We start from the raw sequence: 18,822 nt of genomic DNA, 5'->3' as shown, positions 1-18,822 counted from the left end.
TAGAACGTCCCGGCCCCCGCGTCGGGTTCCCGCCCCTCACCCGCCGGCCGCCGCCGGGGCCCCACCGGCGGCCGGGACGGGCGCCCGCGCCTCAGCGGATCTGGACGTCGGCGAGCACGGCGCGGTGGTCGGTCCCCGGCAGGTCGAGGAACTCCGCGCCGACCGGCGTCAGCCGCTCGCTCACCAGGACGTGGTCGATCTGCGTGCCGAGCAGCGGAGTGGTCGCCGCCGGCCACGACGGCGTCCGGGAATGACCGACGGACCGGGCGCTGTCGCGCAGCCCGGTGTCCAGCACGGCCCGGAAGGCGGCGTGGTCCTGGGAGGCGTTGAAGTCCCCGGCGACGATCGTGCGCATCCTCGACCGGCGCTCGGCGGCGCGGCGGACCGTGTCGAGGTCGCGCGCCCACGCGTCCATCGAACCGAGGCGCGGCGGCATGGGGTGGACGACCTGGACGCGCACCGGCACCCCGGCCACGTCCGCCACGGCGCTCGGCATGGAGAGCTGCCCGGGCAGGTGCCCGACGTCGCTGAGCGGATACACGCTGAGCAGCGCGGAGCCCTCGGCCGGCTCGCTGCCCCGGACGACGCGGTAGGGGTAGGCGTCCTTCAGTCGCGGGGTGTCCAGTGCCTCGGCGCAGCGCCGGTCGCACTCCTGGACCGAGACCAGGTGGGGGCGCTCGCGGCGCAGGACGTCCAGCAGCGCCCCCGTGGCACCGCCGAACTCCAGGTTGGCGCTCAGCACCCGCACCTGTGCCAGCGGCGGCCGGGCGGGGGTGGTCACCTGCGGGCCGTAGGGCTGGAGGAACCACGCGGTGCTCCCCAGCACGGCCAGCGACCAGCCGGCCAGCAGCGGCCGCCGCGCCGCCACGGCGACGGTCAGCGCCAGCCAGCCGGGCACCAGGAACCAGGGCAGGAACGCCAGCAGCTGGGGGAGGGGCATCGGCCCGTCCACGTCCAGCGCCCGCGCCACGAGCGCGGCACTGGGCGGGAGCAGCAGCGTCCCGCCCAGCACCGTGAGCCGGTGGAGGCGCCGCCGCCCCGGCCCGGGGCCCGAGGGGGGTACGGAGCGGACGACGGGCCCGCGCTGCGGCTTCGGCACCCGCGTGGCGTTTGTCTGCTGGTCGTACTCTTGCGTCTGCACGTATCAGATCGTGCACCATGAGCGACGCGGAGTCGTGGAACCCGGCCCCGTGCCACGTCCGCTACCCCCGTCGGCATCCGCGTCGTTCGGGTGATCCGCCGACGGCTCGCGCGGCCCGCGGCGCACCCCTCCCGCCGGGACGTCGGCACAGACCGAGGGGCCCGGCTCGCGGCGAGCCCGGGCCCCTCGGCCTGCTGTCCCCGACCGTCAGGTGAGCGGGGAGATCGCGGTGGGCGCGTGGCCCGGCTCGGTGGCGAGCTCCTCGAACTCGTTCACCTTGTCGATGTCGTTGCCGCTCATCGCGATGTTGGTGACGCGCTCCAGGATGGCCTCGACGACGACCGGCACCCGGTACTCGGCGGCGAGCTTCTTGGCCTGCTCCAGCGCGGCGCCCAGCTCGGCCGGGTCGGTCACCCGGATGGCCTTGCAGCCGAGGCCCTCGGCGACCTTCACGTGGTCCACGCCGTAGACGCCGAGCTCGGGCGAGTTGATGTTCTCGAACTCCAGGTTGACCTGGAAGTCGATCTCGAACATCCGCTGCGCCTGGCGGATCAGGCCGAGGTAGGAGTTGTTGACCAGCACGTGGACGTAGGGGATCCGGTGCTGCGCCCCGACCGCCAGCTCCTCGATCATGAACTGGAAGTCGTAGTCGCCCGAGAGCGCGACGACGGGGGCGTCCGGGTCGGCGGTGGCGACGCCGAGGGCGGCCGGCACGGTCCAGCCCAGCGGGCCCGCCTGGCCGCAGTTGATCCAGTGCCGCGGCTTGTAGACGTGCAGCATCTGCGCACCGGCGATCTGCGACAGGCCGATGGTGGTGACGTAGCGGGTGTCCGGCCCGAAGGCGCGGTTCATCTCCTCGTACACCCGCTGCGGCTTCATCGGGATGTCGTCGAAGTGCGTACGGCGCTGGAGGGTGGCCTTCCGCTCCTGTGCGGACGCCGCCCAGGTGTCGCGGTCCGGCAGCTTCCCGGCGGCCTTCAGCTCCCTGGCGACCTCCACGAACAGCTCCAGCGCGGCCCCCGCGTCCGAGACGATGCCGTAGTCGGGGGCGAAGACGCGGCCGATCTGCGTCGGCTCGATGTCGATGTGCACGAAGGTGCGGCCCTCGGTGTAGACGTCCAGGCCGCCGGTGTGCCGGTTGGCCCACCGGTTGCCGATGCCGAGGACGAAGTCCGACTCCAGGAACGTCGCGTTGCCGTAGCGGTGGGAGGTCTGGAGTCCGACCATGCCCGCGTTGAGCCGGTGGTCGTCGGGGAGGGTTCCCCAGCCCATCAGCGTCGGGATCACGGGGACGCCCGTCAGCTCGGCGAACTCGACCAGGAGGTCGGAGGCGTCGGCGTTGATGATGCCGCCGCCCGCCACGATCAGCGGCCGCTCGGACGCGTTCAGCATGCCGAGGGCCTTCTCGACCTGCTTGCGGGTCGCGGCCGGGCGGTGCACCGGAAGCGGCTCGTAGGTCTCCGGGTCGAACTCGATCTCGGCGAGCTGCACGTCCAGCGGCAGGTCGATGAGGACCGGGCCGGGGCGTCCGGACCGCATCAGGTGGAAGGCCTGCTGGAACGCGCCGGGGACCTGCGCGGGCTCCAGGACCGTCATCGCCATCTTGGTCACCGGCTTGGCGATGGACTGGATGTCGACGGCCTGGAAGTCCTCCTTGTGCAGCCGGGCCGTGGGCGCCTGGCCGGTGATGCACAGGATCGGGATGGAGTCCCCGATCGCGGAGTACAGGCCGGTGATCATGTCCGTGCCCGCAGGGCCCGACGTGCCGATGCACACGCCGATGTTGCCGGGCTTCGCCCGGGTGTAGCCCTCGGCCATGTGCGAGGCGCCCTCGACGTGCCGGGCGAGCTTGTGCTCGATGCCCCCGCCGGCGCGCAGCGCGGCGTAGAGCGGGTTGATCGCCGCGCCGGGGACACCGAAGGCGGTGTCGATGCCTTCACGCTTGAGGATTTCGACGGCCGCGCGGGCGGCGGTCATACGAGGCATGGATGCTCCTGAGTCGACCGTGCGTGGCTTTTCCGTAATACGGAATTCACGTTCTGCGATATGGAAACAAGGTACGGCGGGCGTCAACAAACCGTCAACCCTTGTCCGGTGTCCGGGCCGTACGGAAGGGGGGACCGCACGGGGGACGCACCCGCGCCGGGGCGCGACGGCGTGCGGCAGGGCGCGGGACGCGCGGAAGGGAGGGGGTGGGTCGCGGTGGATCGGGTGAGGCCCGCTTCGGGGGCGTCCGGAGCGGGCGTCAGGCCCCGGTGGCGACCAGCCGCTCGGCCGCCTGGCCGGCGGGCTGCGGCGTACCCGTGAGGTCCAGGGTGAACAGGGGGAGCGCGATCTGCTCGGCCCGCGCGTACGATTCCTGTTCGTATCCGGCGAGGGCGAAGCAGACCGGCACGGCGGAGATGTGCAGCGCCGTCAGCCACACCGTCTCCACGGCGCGTACGCCCACCGGGGACGTCGTGGGGTCGACCCGGGCGACGACGCCGCGTCCGCGCAGGTCGATACCGGACGCCGGGGGCCCGTGGGTCGCGAGCACGTCGGCGAAGCCGAGCCAGCGCAGGTAGTGCGCCGAGGCGAGGGCGGCGTCCCGCGCCGTGCGGATGGTGACGGGGGTGAACGGTGGCCGGTCGGCCGGCGGGCCCCCGACCGGCCCGCCGGCCGTTCCCGGCCCGGTCCCCGTGCGGTCCACCGGAAGGGCGAGCAACGCGCCGCAGGGGCAGCACAGTTCGGGTTGCGGCCAGTCCTGGGAACGCCCGCAGGCGCCACAGGGCACGGCCACCCAGGAGCCGGCCCAGGTGCGTCGCCTGACGCGCAGGGGCACCCCGTCCCGCGCCAGGGGGAGGGCCACCGGGGCGCCGCACGGACAGGGGTAGGTGGGTGGCGACCAGCGGTGCTCACGTCGGCACACGGGACACCGCACCGAGCTGTTCGCGCTCACGTCCGCCATGCGCTCCATGGTCCCCGAAACGCCCGGGCCCCGCAGGCGAACGCGCGGCCCGGCGGGGGAGTTGTACGCCCGAGGGTGCGAGGCTGGGCGCGACAGGACGTTCGCACCCCCGGGCGGGTCTGTGTCGTGCTCGGTCCGCTGACGCGCACCGGCGAGATGTCCCATACCGCCGGCCACCCCTCGTCCACGGGCCGGCGGCATGGGACGGCGCTCGGGCCGACCTCCCAATCAGCCTTCGCGCAGCTCGCGCACGGCTTCCTCGACGCGCTTGCCGTAGTCCGGGTCGGCGGCGTGGAAGTGGGCGAGGTTCTTCTCGACGACGTCGTCGCGGGTCACCTGTGCCAGGCCGCCGGCGATGTTCGCGACGAGACGCTTCTTCTCCTCCTGGGACATCAGCCGGTACAGCTCGCCGGCCTGGAAGAAGTCGTCGTCCTTGGAGTGCTGCGGCGCCTCGTGGGTGCCGGTGTGGCCGGAGACCGCGAAGGGCGCGGCGAGGGCCTGACCGGTCTCCACGGGCCCGCCGTAGGAGTTGGGCTCGTAGTTCTTGGCGTCGCGGCCCTGCGCGTTGAGGGCCATGAGACCGTCCCGGCCGTAGTTGTCGGCCGTCGTCGCCTTCGGGGCGTTGACCGGCAGCTGGGTGTGGTTGACGCCCAGCCGGTAGCGGTGCGCGTCCGCGTAGGCGAAGAGGCGGCCCTGGAGCATCTTGTCCGGGGAGGGACCGATGCCGGGCACGAAGTTGTTCGGCGAGAACGCGGCCTGCTCGACCTCGGCGAAGACGTTGTCGGGGTTGCGGTCCAGGACCAGGCGGCCCACCCGCCGGAGCGGGTAGTCGGCGTGCGGCCACACCTTGGTGAGGTCGAACGGGTTGAACCGGTAGTCCCCGGCCTCGGCGGCCGGCATGACCTGCACGTACACCGTCCACGACGGGTGCACGCCGCGCTCGATCGCCTGCAGCAGGTCGGTCTGGTGGCTGTTCGCGTCCCGACCGGCGGTCTCGGCACCCTGCTCGCTGCTCAGGCAGCGGATGCCCTGGTTCGTCTTGAAGTGGTACTTGACGAAGAAGGCCTCGCCCTCGGCGTTGGTCCACTGGTAGGTGTGGGAGCCGTAGCCGTTCATGTGGCGGTAGGAGGCGGGGATGCCGCGATCGCCCATGAGCCAGGTGACCTGGTGGGTGGCCTCGGGGGCGTGGGCCCAGAAGTCCCAGACGTTGTCCGGCTCCTGCTTGCCGGTGAAGGGGTCGCGCTTCTGCGAGTGGATGAAGTCGGGGAACTTCAGCGGGTCCTTGATGAAGAAGACCGGGGTGTTGTTGCCGACGAGGTCGTAGTTGCCCTCCTCGGTGTAGAACTTCACCGCGAAGCCGCGCGGGTCGCGCACCGCGTCGGCGCCGCCGAGGCTGTCGGCCACGGTCGAGAAGCGCACGAACACCTCGGTGCGCCGGCCGACGGTGCCGAGGAAGGCGGCCCGGGTGAAGCCGGTGACGTCGTCGGTCACCTCGAAGTGGCCGTAGGCCCCCGAACCGCGGGCGTGCACGACACGCTCCGGGATGCGCTCGCGGTTGAACCGGGCGAGCTTCTCCAGCAGGTGCTGGTCCTGGAGGAGCAGCGGTCCGCCGACGCCGGCGGTGGCGGAGTTCTGGTTGTCGGCGACGGGGGCGCCGGACTCGGTCGTCAGCGTGGGCTTGGACATCGTGACCTTCCGTAACGAAGCGCGGAAGGGGACTTCCGCGGAAGTGGAGCGTAAGGACGGCTACGGCAGCACGTCAACAGTTTGTTGAATATCCGGGTGGCGGCGCCTGGGCGCGACAGGACAGGTTGTCAGCGCCGCCACCCGGAGTCGGGGGAGCGTCAGGCGACCTGGTCGCCGGAGAGACGCTCGACGGCGCGCAGCAGCGCCGAGTGGTCCAGGCCGCCGTCGCCCTGGGCGCGGAGCGAGGCCACCAGCTGGGCGACGACCGCGCCGACCGGCAGGGCGGCGCCCACGCTGCGGGCCGCGTCCGTCACGATGCCCATGTCCTTGTGGTGCAGGTCGATGCGGAAGCCCGGCGCGAAGTCCCGGTTCTTGAAGTTGTCCTTCTTGCGCGTCAGCACGGTCGAGCCGGCCAGCCCGCCGTTGAGCACCTCCAGTGCGGCGTTCAGGTCCACGCCGGACTTCTCCAGGAAGACCACGGCCTCGGCACACGCCTGGATGTTGACCGCCACGATGAGCTGGTTGGCGGCCTTCACCGTCTGACCGGCGCCGTGCGGGCCGCAGAGGATGATCGTCTTGCCCAGGGCCTCCAGGATCGGCTTCGCGGCCTCGAAGTCGGCCTGCTCGCCACCGACCATGATCGACAGGACGGCCTCGACGGCACCCGCCTCGCCGCCGGAGACCGGGGCGTCGAGGACCTTGAGGCCCTTGTCCGCCTTGGCCGCGGCCTCGGCCACCGCGATGGAGGTCTGCGGGGTGATCGAGGACATGTCGATGATCGTGGCGCCCTGCTTGGCGTGGGCGATCACGCCGTCGTCACCGAGGACGACGGCCTTCACGTGCGGGTCGGCCGGGACCATGGTGATCACCACGTCGGCGTCGGCCACGGCCTCGGCGATCGAGGACGCGGCGGTGCCGCCGTTCGCCGCGAGCCGGTCCAGCTTCTCCTGCTCCAGAGTGAAGCCGGTGACGGAGTAGCCGGCCTTGATCAGGTTCTCGGCCATGGGGGAGCCCATGATGCCCAGGCCGACCCAGGCGATCTTCGGAAGGTTGCTGCTCATGGTGTTCGGTGCCTTTCGGTGCCGTGAGGGGAGGCGTGTGGGGCGGGGACGGTGTCCCGGCTCAGCCCGCCGGGGCGGGGCGCAGCGGTGCGGGCAGCCACGCGAAGGTGCTGCCGCTGGGCGCGTCGCCCGGCTTGTACTCCAGGCCGACCCAGCCGTCGTAACCGGCCTTCTTCAGGCGGTCCAGCAGGTCGGTGAAGTCCAGGTCGCCGGTGCCGGGGGCGCCGCGGCCGGGGTTGTCCGCGATCTGCACGTGCCCGGTGACGGCGGTGTACTTCTCGATGACCTCGGTGAGGTCCTCGCCGTTCATCGACAGGTGGTAGAGGTCCATGAGGAACCGCGCGTTGTCCAGTCCCGTCGCGGCGTTGACCTTCTCCACGACCTCGACCGCGGCCGGGGCGCTGACCAGCGGGTACCGGGGCGACTCGGGCCCGTTCAGCGCCTCGACGAGCAGTACGGCGCCGACGCGGTCGGCGGCGCGGGCGGCGATCGCCAGGTTCTCCAGCGCCAGTTCGTCCTGGACGGCCGGGTCGACGCCGTCCACCCGGTTGCCGTAGAGGGCGTTGAGGGCCGTGCAGCCGACGGAGGCCGCGAAGTCGGCCGCCACGTCGACGTTGGCCCGGAACCGCTCCGACTCCTCGCCGGGCACCGAGAGGGCGCCGCGGTCGGGTCCGGGGAGCTGCCCGGCGTAGAAGTTCAGCCCGGTCAGCCGCACTCCGGCGTCCTCCAGGGCCTCGCGCAGCGCGTCCAGCTCGGCCTGCTCCGGGGTCGGCGTGTCGATCCACGGCCACCACAGCTCCACCGCGGTGAAGCCCGCGGCGGCGGCCGCGGCCGGCCGCTCCAGCAGCGGGAGCTCGGTGAAGAGGATCGAGAGGTTCACTGTGAAGCGTGTGTCCGTGTAGCCCATGAGGGGTGACCCGCTCCTTCCGTATTGCGGAAGTTAGTTTCTATCTGATGGAAGATTGCAAGCAGTGTGGTGCCGCTGTCAAGGGGGTGGTCCGAAATGTGCCGATGGCGGCCCCGCGGCGTCGCGGTACGTTGAGCCGGTGCGATTGAAAGTGGAATTCACGACAGAGCCGTTCGACCTGGACGAGGCTCCGGAGCACGCGGTGGTGGCGCGGGAGGTCGTGCAGCGCGGCGGTCTGGACGCCGTCGACGTCGGCCCCTTCGGCAACACGGCCGAAGGGGCCGCGGACGAGGTGCTCGCCGTGGTGGACGAGATGCTGCGCCGAACCCTCGCCGCCGGGGCGACCCGCGTCTCCCTGCAGGTGAACGTGGTCGGATCCGACGACCAGGAGCCGGGTGACGCATGACTGGTTCGGGCGAACATCCCTTCACCTCGGCGGTCAAGCCGCTGGTCGACGCGCTGGGCGGCGAGATCATCGCCGTGCCGGACGCCACGGAGGCGGACGTCGTCCTGGCCTGGGAGGGCGAGGACGTCCTCGCCGTCCGCCTGCCCCACCTGTCGGAGTCGCTGGACCACATCCTGGCGGGGCTGGAGCGGGCGCAGGGCAGGCCGCTCGCCGAGCTGGACCGCAAGTCCAAGCAGCGTGTCGTGCGGCTGCTGGAGTCGCGCGGGGCGTTCTCCGTGCGGCACGGCGTCGAGACGGTCGCGACCGCGCTGGGCGTCAGCCGCTTCACCGTCTACAACTACCTGAACAGGGAGAACCCCAAGGGGCGCGGCTGATCCGTGCCCCGCCGACCGGGCGCCGGGCAGCCGCTTCCGAGCGGCCGCCCGGCGCCCGGCGTGTACGGGGCGGGGTCCGAGGGGCGGGCCGGGCTTGCTTCCGCACCCACCCCGCCGGACACTCGCGGTACGGCGCCCGCGCCGCGCCGCCCGAGGCCGGGGCGCCGGGAGGCCGCAGGGTCCGGGGTGCGGTGGAGGCCCGTTCGGGCCCGCGGGTGGAGGCTCCGCGAAAAAGTTCAACAAAGTGTTGACGGGGCGTTCCCCGGCGGCTTAGCTATTGCGCAGCCCACCCGCACTCAGCCCAGAGAGGCTCCCGTGACTTCGAGTACGGCACCGGGGCTGACCCGGTTCAACACCGCCGAGGAGGGCGAGGCCCGCGCGGCGCTCCACGAGGTCTGCGCCTCCACGGCCTGGGCCGACAAGCTGCTCGGCCGGCGTCCGTACGCCGACGCGGCCGCCCTGTTCACCGCGAGTGACGCCGCCATGGCCGAGCTCGGCGAGGCCGACCTCGCCGAGGCGATGGCGGGCCACCCGCCCATCGGCCGCCCGAAGCCCGGGGACCCGACCTCCTCGCGTGAACAGCGCGGGATGTCCGGCGCCTCCGAGGAGCTCAAGGCGGAGATGCTCGAACTCAACCTGGCCTACCAGGAGAAGTTCGGGCACGTCTTCCTGATCTGCGCCACCGGCCTGTCCGGTGACCAGATGCGCGACGCGCTGCGCGACCGGATCGACAACACGCCGGAACGGGAGCGGGAGAACGTCCGCACCGAACTGGTGAAGATCAACCGCATCCGGCTGACCCGCCTCGCACAAGGAGCCTGACCATGAGCACCACGACGACCGCCTCGGTGTCCACCCACATCCTGGACACCAGCGTGGGCCGGCCGGCCGGCGGCGTCGCCGTCCGGCTGTCCGTCCGCGCCGGAGCCGACGGCGCGTGGGCCGCGCACGGCGTCTCCACGACCGACGACGACGGGCGCTGCAAGGACCTTCCGGCCCTGCCGGAGGGCACGACCCACGTACGGCTCCTCTTCGAGGTCGAGCCGTACTTCTCGACCAAGCAAGCCGAGGAACAGCAGGACGCCCCCCGCGTAAGGGACAGCGGTGTCTTCTTTCCCGAGGTGGCGATCGTCTTCGCCGTCGCCCCGGGCGAGCACTACCACGTACCGCTGCTGCTCAACCCGTTCGGCTACTCCGTGTACCGAGGGAGCTGACACCCGCAATGACTGCTACTTCCCGCCCGGCCCGCCCTGTGATGCTCGGCCAGAACCAGTACGGCAAAGCGGAGAACCGCGTCGTCAAGATCACCCGGGACGGCGACACCCACCACATCAAGGACCTGAACGTCTCCGTCGCCCTCTCCGGCGACATGGACGACGTCCACTACTCCGGCTCCAACGCCCACGTGCTGCCGACGGACACCACCAAGAACACGGTGTTCGCCTTCGCCAAGGAGTACGGCATCGAGTCGGCCGAGCAGTTCGGCATCCACCTCGCCCGGCACTTCGTGGAGTCCCAGCCGGCCATCCGGCGGGCGCGCATCCGGATCGAGGAGTACGCCTGGGACCGCATCCAGACCTCCGACTCGGGCAACCGCTTCATCGGCGCGGACGAGGTGCGCCACTCCTTCGTGCGCAACGGCCAGGAGACCCGCACCGCGCAGGTCACCTACGACGGCGAGGACTTCCAGGTCTTCTCCGGCCTGAAGGACCTCACCGTCATGAACTCCACCAACTCGGAGTTCTGGGGGTACGTGAAGGACCGGTACACCACCCTCAAGGAGGCGTACGACCGCATCCTCGCCACCCAGGTGGCGGGCGTGTGGCGGCACAACTGGACCGGCGACGACCAGCGGATGCCGAACTGGGAGCGCAGCTACGCCCAGGTCAAGCGCCACATGCTCGACGCGTTCGTCGAGACCTACAGCCTCTCGCTGCAGCAGACGCTCTACCAGATGGGCGCGCGCGTCATCAACAGCCGCGGTGAGGTGGACGAGATCCGCTTCTCGCTCCCGAACAAGCACCACTTCCTGGTGGACCTGGAGCCGTTCGGCCTCAAGAACGACCATGAGGTCTACTACGCGGCGGATCGTCCCTACGGCCTCATCGAGGCCACCATTCTGCGGGACGGAGCCGAGCCGCAGATCCCGGTCGACATGACCAACCTGTAAGCAGCCCGTAGGGGCGCCGCCCGGCAGGGCGGCCGCCCGGGCCCCCCGACGCAGCGCCGGCGTCGACGATTCCCGGGGGAGAGCGGGGGCATCTGCGCGACACAGCACCACCTCCGGGCCCGGTCGGCACCCCGCTCGACCCCCGGGCCCGGACCTCCTCCACGGAAACACGAGGTACATCCCATGGCTGGTACAGCACCCGAGCGCATCGTCATCGAGAACTGCGCCGTCGCCACCGTGGACGCGCACGACACCGAGTACGCCGCCGGGCACGTCGTCGTCGCCGGCAACGTCATCGAGTCGGTGGGCGCCGGCGCCGCCCCCGAGGGCCTGGCGAACGTGGTGCGGCGCGTCGACGGCACCGGGCACCTGGCCACCCCCGGGCTGGTCAACACCCACCACCACTTCTACCAGTGGATCACCCGCGGGCTCGCGCAGGACTCCAACCTCTTCAACTGGCTCGTGGCCCTGTACCCGACCTGGGCGCGCATCGACGAGGAGATGGTCTACGCGGCCGCCCAGGGCTCCCTGGCCATGATGGCCCGGGGCGGAGTCACCACCGCCATGGACCACCACTACGTCTTCCCGCGCGGCACCGGCGACCTGCTCGGCGCGGAGATCCGCGCCGCCCGGGAGACGGGCGTGCGCTTCACCGCCGCCCGGGGGTCGATGGACCGCGGTGCCTCGGACGGCGGCCTGCCGCCGGACTTCGCCGTCGAGACGCTCGACGGCATCCTGGAGGCCACCGAGGCGGCCATCGACACGCACCACGACGCCTCCTTCGGCTCGATGCTGCACATCGCCGTCGCGCCCTGCTCACCCTTCTCCGTCTCCACCGAGCTGATGCGCGAAGGCGCGAAGCTCGCCCGGCGCAAGGGCGTGCGGCTGCACACCCACGGCTCGGAGACGGTCGAGGAGGAGAAGTTCTGCCACGAGCTGTTCGGTATGGGCCCGACCGACTACTTCGAGTCCACCGGCTGGCTCGGCGACGACGTGTGGATGGCGCACTGCGTCCACATGAACGACTCCGACATCGCCGCCTTCGCCCGCACCGGCACCGGCGTCGCCCACTGCCCGTCCTCCAACGCCCGGCTGGCCGCCGGCATCGCCCGCGTCCCGGACATGCTGGCCGCCGGCGTGCCCGTCGGCCTCGGGGTGGACGGCACCGCGTCCAACGAGTCCGGCGAGCTGCACACCGAGCTGCGCAACGCGCTCCTCATCAACCGTCTCGGCGGCCACCGGGAGAACGCGCTCAACGCCCGCCAGGCCCTGCGCCTGGGCACCTTCGGTGGCGCGCAGGTCCTCGGCCGCACCGCCGAGATCGGCTCCCTGGAGGCGGGCAAGCTGGCCGACCTCGTCCTGTGGAAGCTGGACGGCATCGGCCACGCCTCCATCGCCGACCCGGTCGCCGCCCTCGTGCTCGGGGCCGCCGCACCGATCACGCTCTCCCTCGTGAACGGCCGCGCCGTCGTCGAGGACGGCCGGCTCACCACCGTCGACGAGGACGCCGTGGCCCGCAGCACCCGGGCCGAGGCGCAGCGCCTGGCCCGGATCGCGGCCGACGCGTCCTGACGGACATCCGAAGACTCCGGCCGGGAGGGACGGCTCCCGGCCGGTGGTTCAGGATCCGAGCGGGGTCCTGAACGAACGGCCGGGGCGGGGCGCGCATTACGGTACGCGCCCCGCCCCGGTACCCCCGCCCACGTCCCGTTCCGCCACCTCCCACACCTGAGCACCACACCTATCACCTCCCTGACACCCTCGTGCCGCCCCCCAGCGGCGCAGTAACCGACAGGAGGACCGAGTGTCCGCTAGGCCCGGTACCCGGAACGACGACGCAAGCCCCGAGCAGGACGGCGACCAGGCGAAGGGGGGAAAGCACCCCGTCGACGAGCTCCTGCCACCCCTGAAGATGGTCACCAGCGGGCTCCAGCACGTCGCCGCCATGTACGCGGGCGTGGTGGCGGTCCCCCTCGTCATCGGCGCGGCGGCGGGGCTCGGCCCCGGCGACACGACGCTGCTGATGGCCGCCAGCCTCTTCACCGCCGGGATCGCCACGCTCCTCCAGACGCTGGGGGTCTGGCGCATCGGCGCCCGGCTCCCCTTCGTCAACGGCGTCTCCTTCGGCGGGGTCGCCGCCATGACCGCCATCATCGCCGCCGAGGGCGGCGCGTCCGGACTGCCCGTCATATTCGGCGCGGTCATCGTCGCCGGACTGCTCGCCTTCGCGGTCAGCGGCTGGTTCTGCAAACTGGTGCGGTTCTTCCCACCCGTGGTCACCGGCTCCGTCATCACCCTGATCGGCCTGTCCCTGATGCCGGTCGCCTTCGGCTGGATCGCCGACGGCGAGACGGGCGCCGACGGCGCCCCGGCGTCCCACATCGGCCTCGCCGCCGTGGCGCTCGTCATCACGCTGGCCGTGCGCCGCTACGCCCGGGGGTTCCTGCAGTCCATCGCCATCCTCATCGGCCTGGTGGCGGGCACCCTCGTCGCGGTCCCGCTCGGCATGGCCGACTTCTCCGGCCTGGGGGAGGCCGACCTCGTCGGGTTCCCGACCCCGTTCCACTTCGGCGCGCCGCAGTTCTCCGTCCCGGCGATCGTCTCGATGTGCGTCGTGATGCTGGTGATCATGACGGAGTCGACGGCCGACATGATCGCCCTCGGCCGGATCGTGGACAAGCCGGTGGACGAGAAGGTCATCGCCGCCGGCCTGCGCGCGGACGCCCTGGGCAGCGCCGTCGCCCCCGTCTTCAACGGCTTCGCGGCCAGCGCCTTCGCCCAGAACGTGGGCCTGGTGGCCATGTCCAGGGTGCGCAGCCGGTTCGTCGTGGCCGTCGGCGGCGGCATCCTGGTCCTGCTGGGCCTGTGCCCGGTGGCCGCCGCCCTCGTCTCGGCGGTACCGCTGCCGGTGCTCGGCGGTGTGGGCGTCGTCCTCTTCGGGACGATCGCGGTGAGCGGCGTCCAGACCCTCGTGCAGGCGGGCCTCGAACACGGTGAGAACGCCCTCATCGTCGCCGTCACGCTCGGCGTCGGCCTGGCCCCGGAGATGGCCCACGGCTTCTACGGGCAGTTCCCGGACAGCGCCACCATCATCCTCGACTCGGGCATCAGCACGGGCTGCATCCTCGCCGTCCTGCTGAACCTGGTCTTCAACCACCTCAGGTCCCGCCAGGACGGTGCGACGCCGACCCCACCGGTCGGCGCGCCCACGGAACCGGGAGTGACCGCCCCGGCCGCGGCCCATCTCCACTGAGCCGCACGCCCGGGTGGGCGGGGCGCCCCCGGCCCCGCCCACCCGGCGCCACCACCGGGGCTCGGTCTCAGCGCCGTTCGGGAGCCTTGGCGGTGACCAGAAGAGCGGCGAGCAGGCCCGCGAGCAGCATCGTGCCGGCCGTGCTCCACAGGACGACGGAGTAGCCGTCCAGGACGGCGCTGTCCAACGGCGTGTCCTCCACTCCGTGCGGGAGGGCGTCCTCCTCCGCCGTGGTGAGGTTCGGCAGCACGTGCCATCCACCGGCCAGCCGCGCGGTGACGTCCGACGGGAGAACGGCGCCGAACAGCGGCAAGGCGGCGGCTGCGCCCGCCTGCTGCACGGCGAGGACCGTTGCCGCCGTACCGCCCACGTCGTGCGGGGCGGCGCCCTCGGTGCCGTGCACCGCGACGGCGAGGAGCGGCACGATGGCCACTCCGGTGCCGAGGCCGACGAGGAGGGTGCCGGGCAGTGCCTCGGTGACAGGGGTGCGGTGGGGGTCGAGACCGGTCAGCACGGCCAGGCCGACCGCCGTGACGACCAGGCCGGGCACGATCAGCGCCCGGGGCGGCAGCACGTGGTGGAGCCGCGCGGAGACCTGGGTGGAGACGATCAGGACCACGCCGGTCGTGAGCACCAGGGCCGGTCCGATCTCGCCCCCGTCATAGCCGTGGCCGCTCCCCAGGTATCGGTGCAGGAGCTCGAGCACGCTGTACAGGGCCAGTCCGGTCAGGGCCAGGACGAGGAGTGCGCCGAAGCGGTTGCGGTCCTTGAGGAGGGACCAGGGGATCAGCGCGTGAGCCGCCTTGCTCTGCCAGCGGGCGAAGGCCAGGAGCAGGGCGGCCCCGCCCGTGAGGAGCGCCAGGACCGGGGGATCGGTCCAGCCGCGTGGCACGGACTGGCCGAACCCGTGGAGGAGGACCACCAGCCCGCCCGTTCCGAGCAGCACGCCCGGTACGTCCACGCGGACGGGTCTGCGGACCCAGGAGTCGCGCACCAGGCCCCACGTGGCGATCATGATCACCAGGGCGGGCGGGACACCGGCGTACAGCGCCCCGCGCCAGTTCAGGGTGGCTACCAGCCACTGGTGTGCGTACAGCGAGAGCACCAGGCCGCCGACGGTGGCGGCGGCGTAGACCCCGAAGGCCCTGCCGCGTTCCCTCGGGTCGGTGAAGTAGAGCGAGACCAGCGCCAGCGCTGCGGACGACAGCAGCGCGGCGGACCCGCCCAGCGCGGCGTTGGCCCAGGCCAGCTCGGCGGGGCCGGTGGCCAGCCCGCCGAACCAGGAGGCCGCCGCTACTCCGGCACCACCGAACAACAGCAAGCGTCTGCGGCCGAGGAGGTCGGCCAGGTGCCCGCCGGACAGGAGGAGCAGGGCGAACGCCAGCCCGTAGGCCGTCATGAGGGTGGGCACGTAGTCCTGGCGGAAGCCCAGATCATCCGCGATGACGGGAAGCGCCCTGTTCAGCGCTGTCGTACCGATCAGCGTCACCCACTGCGCCAGTACGGCCGCCCCCAGGGCGAACCAGCGCCAGAAGGGCGGGCCGAGGGCGTCGTCCGGTACGGGGGGCGTCACCGGTGCCGGGGACGCTGGTGCCCTGAGGGCGAACCAGCGCCAGAACGGCGGGTCGGGGACGCGGGCCGGGCTCGGCGGTGTCCCCGGTCCCGGAGTGGCCGGGGCTGTCGGCGTGTACGCGGGGGATCGTGTGGGGGCCGCACGGGGCTGGACCCGGGGGTCCGGCCGCGCGGCCGGTGTGCCCGGGTCGAAGTCCAGCAACCGCCCCGCGTGGCGGGCGAGTCGGGCGAGCACCGGGCCGGGCAGCCACTCCTCGACCTCATCCACCGCCGTGCGGGCGGCCACGTCGGCGGGCGTGGGACGCCGGTCGGGGTCCTTGTGCAGGCAGGCGCGGACGAGCTCGACGAACGCGTCCGGTACGCCGGTGAGGTCCGCCTCTTCCTCCGCGACCCGGAAGAGGTGCGCGTTCAGTCCGGTCTCGGTGGCGCCGAAGAGGAGGCGGCCCGTCGAGGCGTAGACGAGGAGGGCGCCCAGGCAGAACACGTCGCTGGCCGGGGTGAGGCCGATACCGCGCACCTGCTCCGGCGACATGAAGCCGGGCGAGCCGATCAGCATCCCGGTACGGGTGTGCAGGCTGTCCCCGCCGACAGCGTCCATGGCGCGCGCGATGCCGAAGTCGATGACACGCGGCCCGTCGACCGTCACCATCACGTTCGACGGCTTCAGGTCGCGGTGGATCAGACCGGCGCCGTGCACGGATCGCAGCGCGACGGCGAGGCGGTTGGCGAGGACGCGGACCGAGTGCTCGGGCAGCGGTCCGAACTCCGTGGCGACCACCGTGGCCAGATCCGGACCGGGGACGTACTGGGTCGCCACCCACGGCACCTGAGCCTCGGTGTCCGCGTCGAGCACGTCCGCCGTCCAGGGGCCGCCCACCCGGCGGGCGGCCGCCACCTCGCGGGCGAAACGCCGGCGGAACTCCGGGTGATGGGCGTGTTCGGCCCGCACCACCTTCACGGCGACCGTGCGCCCGGTCTCCGAGCGTCCGAGGTACACCTGGCCCATGCCCCCCGCGCCCAGGCGGGCCACCAGGCGGTACGGACCTACGCGCCATGGGTCCGTGGTCGTCAACTGGTCCACCCTGTGAGGATAGTTGGGCGATCCGACCGGGTGGATACCAGCAGCGTCACGGTCTCGTACGGTGATACCCGTACGAGGAGGCCGCTACGCGCCGCAGTGGCGGAGGTAGTGGCGGGTGCGGCGGGCGATGGGCAGCGGCCGGTCGGGCGGGCAGGGGTACATGTCCTGCTCGACGATGGCGAACAGGTCCACGTCCAGCTTCCCCGCCGCCGCCAGGACCGGCTCCAGCGCCGGTTCGCCGCGCGGGGGTTCGCACATGACGCCCTGTCGCACGGCCGGGCCGAAGGGCGTGCCGTCCCGCACGACGTCGGCCAGCACGGCCGGGTCGACCTGCTTGAGGTGCAGGTAGCCGATGCGCTCCCCGTACGTCTCGATGAGCCGCACGCTGTCCCCACCGCAGTACGCGTAGTGGCCGGTGTCCAGGCACAGGTTCACCAGCGAGGAGTCCGTCGCGTCGAGGAAGCGGGTGACGTGCTCCTCGGTGGCGATGTGGGTGTCGGCGTGCGGGTGGACGACGACGTCGAGGCCGTACTCCTCCCGCACCCGCCGCGCCAGCCGCTCCGTGCCGGCCGTCAGGTCCCGGAACCGCTCGGGTGCCAGGTGCGGCGGTTCGATCGGCTCGCCCGTCCGGTCGTCCCGCCAGAACGCCGGGATGACGACCAGGTGCCCGGCGCCCATGGCGCGGGTCAGTTCGGCGACGCGCGAGACGTGCGCCCAGGTCTCGTCCCACACCCCGGGGCCCCGGTGCAGCGCGGTGAAGACCGTCCCGGCGGACACCTTCAGCCCGCGGCGCCCGGTCTCCTCGGCGAGCCGTGCGGCGTCGGTGGGCAGGTAGCCGTAGGGCCCCAGCTCGATCCAGTCGTACCCCGCCTCGGCCACCTCGTCGAGGAAGCGCTCCCAGGGCACCTGCCGCTCGTCGTCGGGGAACCACACACCCCACGAGTCGGGTGCCGAGCCGATCCGCAGCCGGTTCGGGGCGGGCACGCTCGCGGTGTTCGTCGGCATCGGACTCCTCCGTAGTGCCCCGGCCCGGCCGGGGCGGCGGGCCCCGCGGCGCGGGGCGTGGGCGCGGGACCGCCGCGGGCGGCCCCTCCTCCCGGCTACCCGGAATCGGCCGTGCTCAGTGCGGAGCCGGAGGAAACGGTGGCAGGTTCCGTGAGGGGGCCGCAGCCGTGGGTACGGATGCCCCGACAAGGCGAAAGCCGCCGACCGACCTGCTGAAAGGGTGCGCCCATGACACCGCCGCCGGACGTGATCACGATGGGCCGCATCGGAGTGGACCTCTACCCCCTCCAGACCGGCGTCCCCCTCGCCCGGGTCGAGACCTTCGGGAAGTTCCTCGGTGGCTCCGCGACGAACGTGGCCGTCGCGGCGGCCCGGCTGGGCCGCTCCGCCGCCGTCATCACCCGCACCGGCGACGACCCCTTCGGTGCCTACTGCCACGAGGCGCTGCGGGACTTCGGCGTGGACGACCGCTGGGTCACCTCCGTCCCCGGCCTGCCGACCCCCGTCACCTTCTGCGAGATCTTCCCGCCCGACGACTTCCCCCTCTACTTCTACCGGTGGCCCAAGGCCCCCGACCTGGAGATCCGACCCGGCGAGCTGGACCTGGACGCCGTCACGGCCGCCCGCGTCTTCTGGATGACCGGAACCGGCCTGTGCGCGGAGCCCAGCCGTGCCGCCACCCTGCACGCCCTCACCGCCCGCGCCCGCCGCGGCCCCACCGTCTTCGACCTGGACTGGCGGCCCGTGTTCTGGCCGGGCGAGGGCCGGGCCGCGGCGGAGGCCGCCCGCGCGTCCTACCGCGAGGCCCTCGCCCTGGCCACCGTCGCCGTCGGCAACGTGGCCGAGTGCGAGGTGGCCACCGGGCGCGACGACCCGGCCGACTGCGCCCGCGCCCTGCTCGACGCGGGCGTCGAACTGGCCGTCGTCAAACGAGGGCCGGACGGCGTGCTCGCCGTGCACCGCGACGGCACGACCTCCGAGGTCCCCCCGCACCCCGTCGAGATCGTCAACGGCCTCGGCGCGGGTGACGCGTTCGGCGGCGCGCTGTGCCACGGCCTGCTCGCCGGGTGGGACCTGGAACGCGTCCTGCGGTACGCCAACGCGGCGGGCGCCCTGGTGGCGTCGCGCCTGGCCTGCTCCTCGGCGATGCCGGCGCCGGAGGAGGTCGACGCCCTGCTGACCGGCTGAATCCCGGCGCCGGCCCCGCAGCCCCGCGGCG

General features: G+C 72.6%; 16 protein-coding genes. 8 read left to right on the top strand and 8 right to left on the bottom strand.

The window, feature by feature from the left end; translation table 11 throughout:
• Nucleotides 1–91: 91 nt before the first annotated feature.
• The 6 genes from IF129_RS07215 to IF129_RS07190 all read right to left on the bottom strand — a co-directional run bounded on the left by IF129_RS07215 (nucleotide 92) and on the right by IF129_RS07190 (nucleotide 7,742).
• The gene (locus tag IF129_RS07215) at nucleotides 92–1,141 is read right to left on the bottom strand and encodes an endonuclease/exonuclease/phosphatase family protein (protein WP_318153604.1); all 1,050 of its coding nucleotides are present in this window, start codon (nucleotides 1,139–1,141) and stop codon (nucleotides 92–94) included.
• A gap of 207 nt (nucleotides 1,142–1,348) precedes the next feature.
• Nucleotides 1,349–3,127 (bottom strand): glyoxylate carboligase, encoded by a 1,779-nt coding sequence (gene gcl, locus IF129_RS07210; RefSeq protein ID WP_191208636.1) that lies wholly within the window; start codon nucleotides 3,125–3,127, stop codon nucleotides 1,349–1,351.
• Nucleotides 3,128–3,386: 259 nt separating this feature from the next.
• On the bottom strand, nucleotides 3,387–4,088 hold the full coding sequence (locus tag IF129_RS07205; RefSeq protein WP_191208635.1) for a hypothetical protein: 702 nt from the start codon (nucleotides 4,086–4,088) through the stop codon (nucleotides 3,387–3,389).
• A gap of 228 nt (nucleotides 4,089–4,316) precedes the next feature.
• Nucleotides 4,317–5,774, bottom strand: coding sequence for a catalase (locus IF129_RS07200; RefSeq protein WP_191208634.1), 1,458 nt, complete (start codon nucleotides 5,772–5,774; stop codon nucleotides 4,317–4,319).
• 158 nt (nucleotides 5,775–5,932) lie between these two features.
• Nucleotides 5,933–6,835: a 2-hydroxy-3-oxopropionate reductase gene (locus tag IF129_RS07195; protein WP_191208633.1), complete on the bottom strand. Its 903-nt coding sequence runs from the start codon at nucleotides 6,833–6,835 to the stop codon at nucleotides 5,933–5,935.
• A gap of 61 nt (nucleotides 6,836–6,896) precedes the next feature.
• Nucleotides 6,897–7,742, bottom strand: a complete 846-nt coding sequence (locus tag IF129_RS07190) for a TIM barrel protein (RefSeq protein ID WP_191208632.1) — start codon at nucleotides 7,740–7,742, stop codon at nucleotides 6,897–6,899.
• A 139-nt stretch (nucleotides 7,743–7,881) separates the two neighbouring features.
• Here IF129_RS07190 and IF129_RS07185 point away from each other — a divergent pair, with 139 nt between their 5' ends.
• From IF129_RS07185 to IF129_RS07155, 7 genes are all read left to right on the top strand, one after another.
• On the top strand, nucleotides 7,882–8,148 hold the full coding sequence (locus tag IF129_RS07185) for a thiamine-binding protein (protein ID WP_191208631.1): 267 nt from the start codon (nucleotides 7,882–7,884) through the stop codon (nucleotides 8,146–8,148).
• On the top strand, nucleotides 8,145–8,522 hold the full coding sequence (locus IF129_RS07180) for a helix-turn-helix domain-containing protein (protein WP_191208630.1): 378 nt from the start codon (nucleotides 8,145–8,147) through the stop codon (nucleotides 8,520–8,522). The genes IF129_RS07185 and IF129_RS07180 overlap by 4 nt, the downstream gene beginning before the upstream one ends.
• Before the next feature lie 315 nt (nucleotides 8,523–8,837).
• Nucleotides 8,838–9,344, top strand: coding sequence for a 2-oxo-4-hydroxy-4-carboxy-5-ureidoimidazoline decarboxylase (gene uraD, locus IF129_RS07175; protein WP_191208629.1), 507 nt, complete (start codon nucleotides 8,838–8,840; stop codon nucleotides 9,342–9,344).
• 2 nt (nucleotides 9,345–9,346) lie between these two features.
• Nucleotides 9,347–9,736: a hydroxyisourate hydrolase gene (gene uraH / locus IF129_RS07170; RefSeq protein WP_191208628.1), complete on the top strand. Its 390-nt coding sequence runs from the start codon at nucleotides 9,347–9,349 to the stop codon at nucleotides 9,734–9,736.
• Nucleotides 9,737–9,744: 8 nt separating this feature from the next.
• Nucleotides 9,745–10,692 (top strand): factor-independent urate hydroxylase, encoded by a 948-nt coding sequence (gene pucL, locus IF129_RS07165; RefSeq protein WP_191208627.1) that lies wholly within the window; start codon nucleotides 9,745–9,747, stop codon nucleotides 10,690–10,692.
• 183 nt (nucleotides 10,693–10,875) lie between these two features.
• On the top strand, nucleotides 10,876–12,264 hold the full coding sequence (locus IF129_RS07160; protein WP_191208626.1) for an 8-oxoguanine deaminase: 1,389 nt from the start codon (nucleotides 10,876–10,878) through the stop codon (nucleotides 12,262–12,264).
• A gap of 232 nt (nucleotides 12,265–12,496) precedes the next feature.
• The gene (locus IF129_RS07155) at nucleotides 12,497–13,945 is read left to right on the top strand and encodes a nucleobase:cation symporter-2 family protein (RefSeq protein WP_318153603.1); all 1,449 of its coding nucleotides are present in this window, start codon (nucleotides 12,497–12,499) and stop codon (nucleotides 13,943–13,945) included.
• Nucleotides 13,946–14,012: 67 nt separating this feature from the next.
• Here IF129_RS07155 and IF129_RS07150 read toward each other — a convergent pair whose 3' ends face one another.
• Complete coding sequence (locus IF129_RS07150; RefSeq protein ID WP_191208625.1) at nucleotides 14,013–16,598, bottom strand: MFS transporter; 2,586 nt, start codon at nucleotides 16,596–16,598, stop codon at nucleotides 14,013–14,015.
• An 84-nt stretch (nucleotides 16,599–16,682) separates the two neighbouring features.
• The gene (locus IF129_RS07145) at nucleotides 16,683–17,603 is read right to left on the bottom strand and encodes a sugar phosphate isomerase/epimerase family protein (protein ID WP_191208624.1); all 921 of its coding nucleotides are present in this window, start codon (nucleotides 17,601–17,603) and stop codon (nucleotides 16,683–16,685) included.
• 228 nt (nucleotides 17,604–17,831) lie between these two features.
• On the opposite strand from IF129_RS07145, the gene iolC reads away from it, so the two are divergent.
• On the top strand, nucleotides 17,832–18,791 hold the full coding sequence (gene iolC, locus IF129_RS07140) for a 5-dehydro-2-deoxygluconokinase (RefSeq protein ID WP_191208623.1): 960 nt from the start codon (nucleotides 17,832–17,834) through the stop codon (nucleotides 18,789–18,791).
• Nucleotides 18,792–18,822 lie beyond the last annotated feature (31 nt).

The organism is Streptomyces chumphonensis, from assembly GCF_014779715.1.
Taxonomy (GTDB): domain Bacteria; phylum Actinomycetota; class Actinomycetes; order Streptomycetales; family Streptomycetaceae; genus Streptomyces; species Streptomyces chumphonensis.
Note: the sequence above shows the minus strand (reverse complement) of the source record. Positions and strands in the feature narration are given on the sequence as shown.

Excerpts from the sequence above, each read along its gene's own strand:
- gcl (WP_191208636.1), bottom strand. The coding sequence starts at position 3,127 with ATGCCTCGTATGACCGCCGCCCGCGCGGCCGTCGAAATCCTCAAGCGT.
- IF129_RS07205 (WP_191208635.1), bottom strand. The coding sequence starts at position 4,088 with ATGGCGGACGTGAGCGCGAACAGCTCGGTGCGGTGTCCCGTGTGCCGA.
- IF129_RS07200 (WP_191208634.1), bottom strand. The coding sequence starts at position 5,774 with ATGTCCAAGCCCACGCTGACGACCGAGTCCGGCGCCCCCGTCGCCGAC.
- IF129_RS07195 (WP_191208633.1), bottom strand. The coding sequence starts at position 6,835 with ATGAGCAGCAACCTTCCGAAGATCGCCTGGGTCGGCCTGGGCATCATG.
- IF129_RS07190 (WP_191208632.1), bottom strand. The coding sequence starts at position 7,742 with ATGGGCTACACGGACACACGCTTCACAGTGAACCTCTCGATCCTCTTC.
- IF129_RS07180 (WP_191208630.1), top strand. The coding sequence starts at position 8,145 with ATGACTGGTTCGGGCGAACATCCCTTCACCTCGGCGGTCAAGCCGCTG.
- uraH (WP_191208628.1), top strand. The coding sequence starts at position 9,347 with ATGAGCACCACGACGACCGCCTCGGTGTCCACCCACATCCTGGACACC.
- pucL (WP_191208627.1), top strand. The coding sequence starts at position 9,745 with ATGACTGCTACTTCCCGCCCGGCCCGCCCTGTGATGCTCGGCCAGAAC.
- IF129_RS07160 (WP_191208626.1), top strand. The coding sequence starts at position 10,876 with ATGGCTGGTACAGCACCCGAGCGCATCGTCATCGAGAACTGCGCCGTC.
- IF129_RS07145 (WP_191208624.1), bottom strand. The coding sequence starts at position 17,603 with ATGCCGACGAACACCGCGAGCGTGCCCGCCCCGAACCGGCTGCGGATC.
- iolC (WP_191208623.1), top strand. The coding sequence starts at position 17,832 with ATGACACCGCCGCCGGACGTGATCACGATGGGCCGCATCGGAGTGGAC.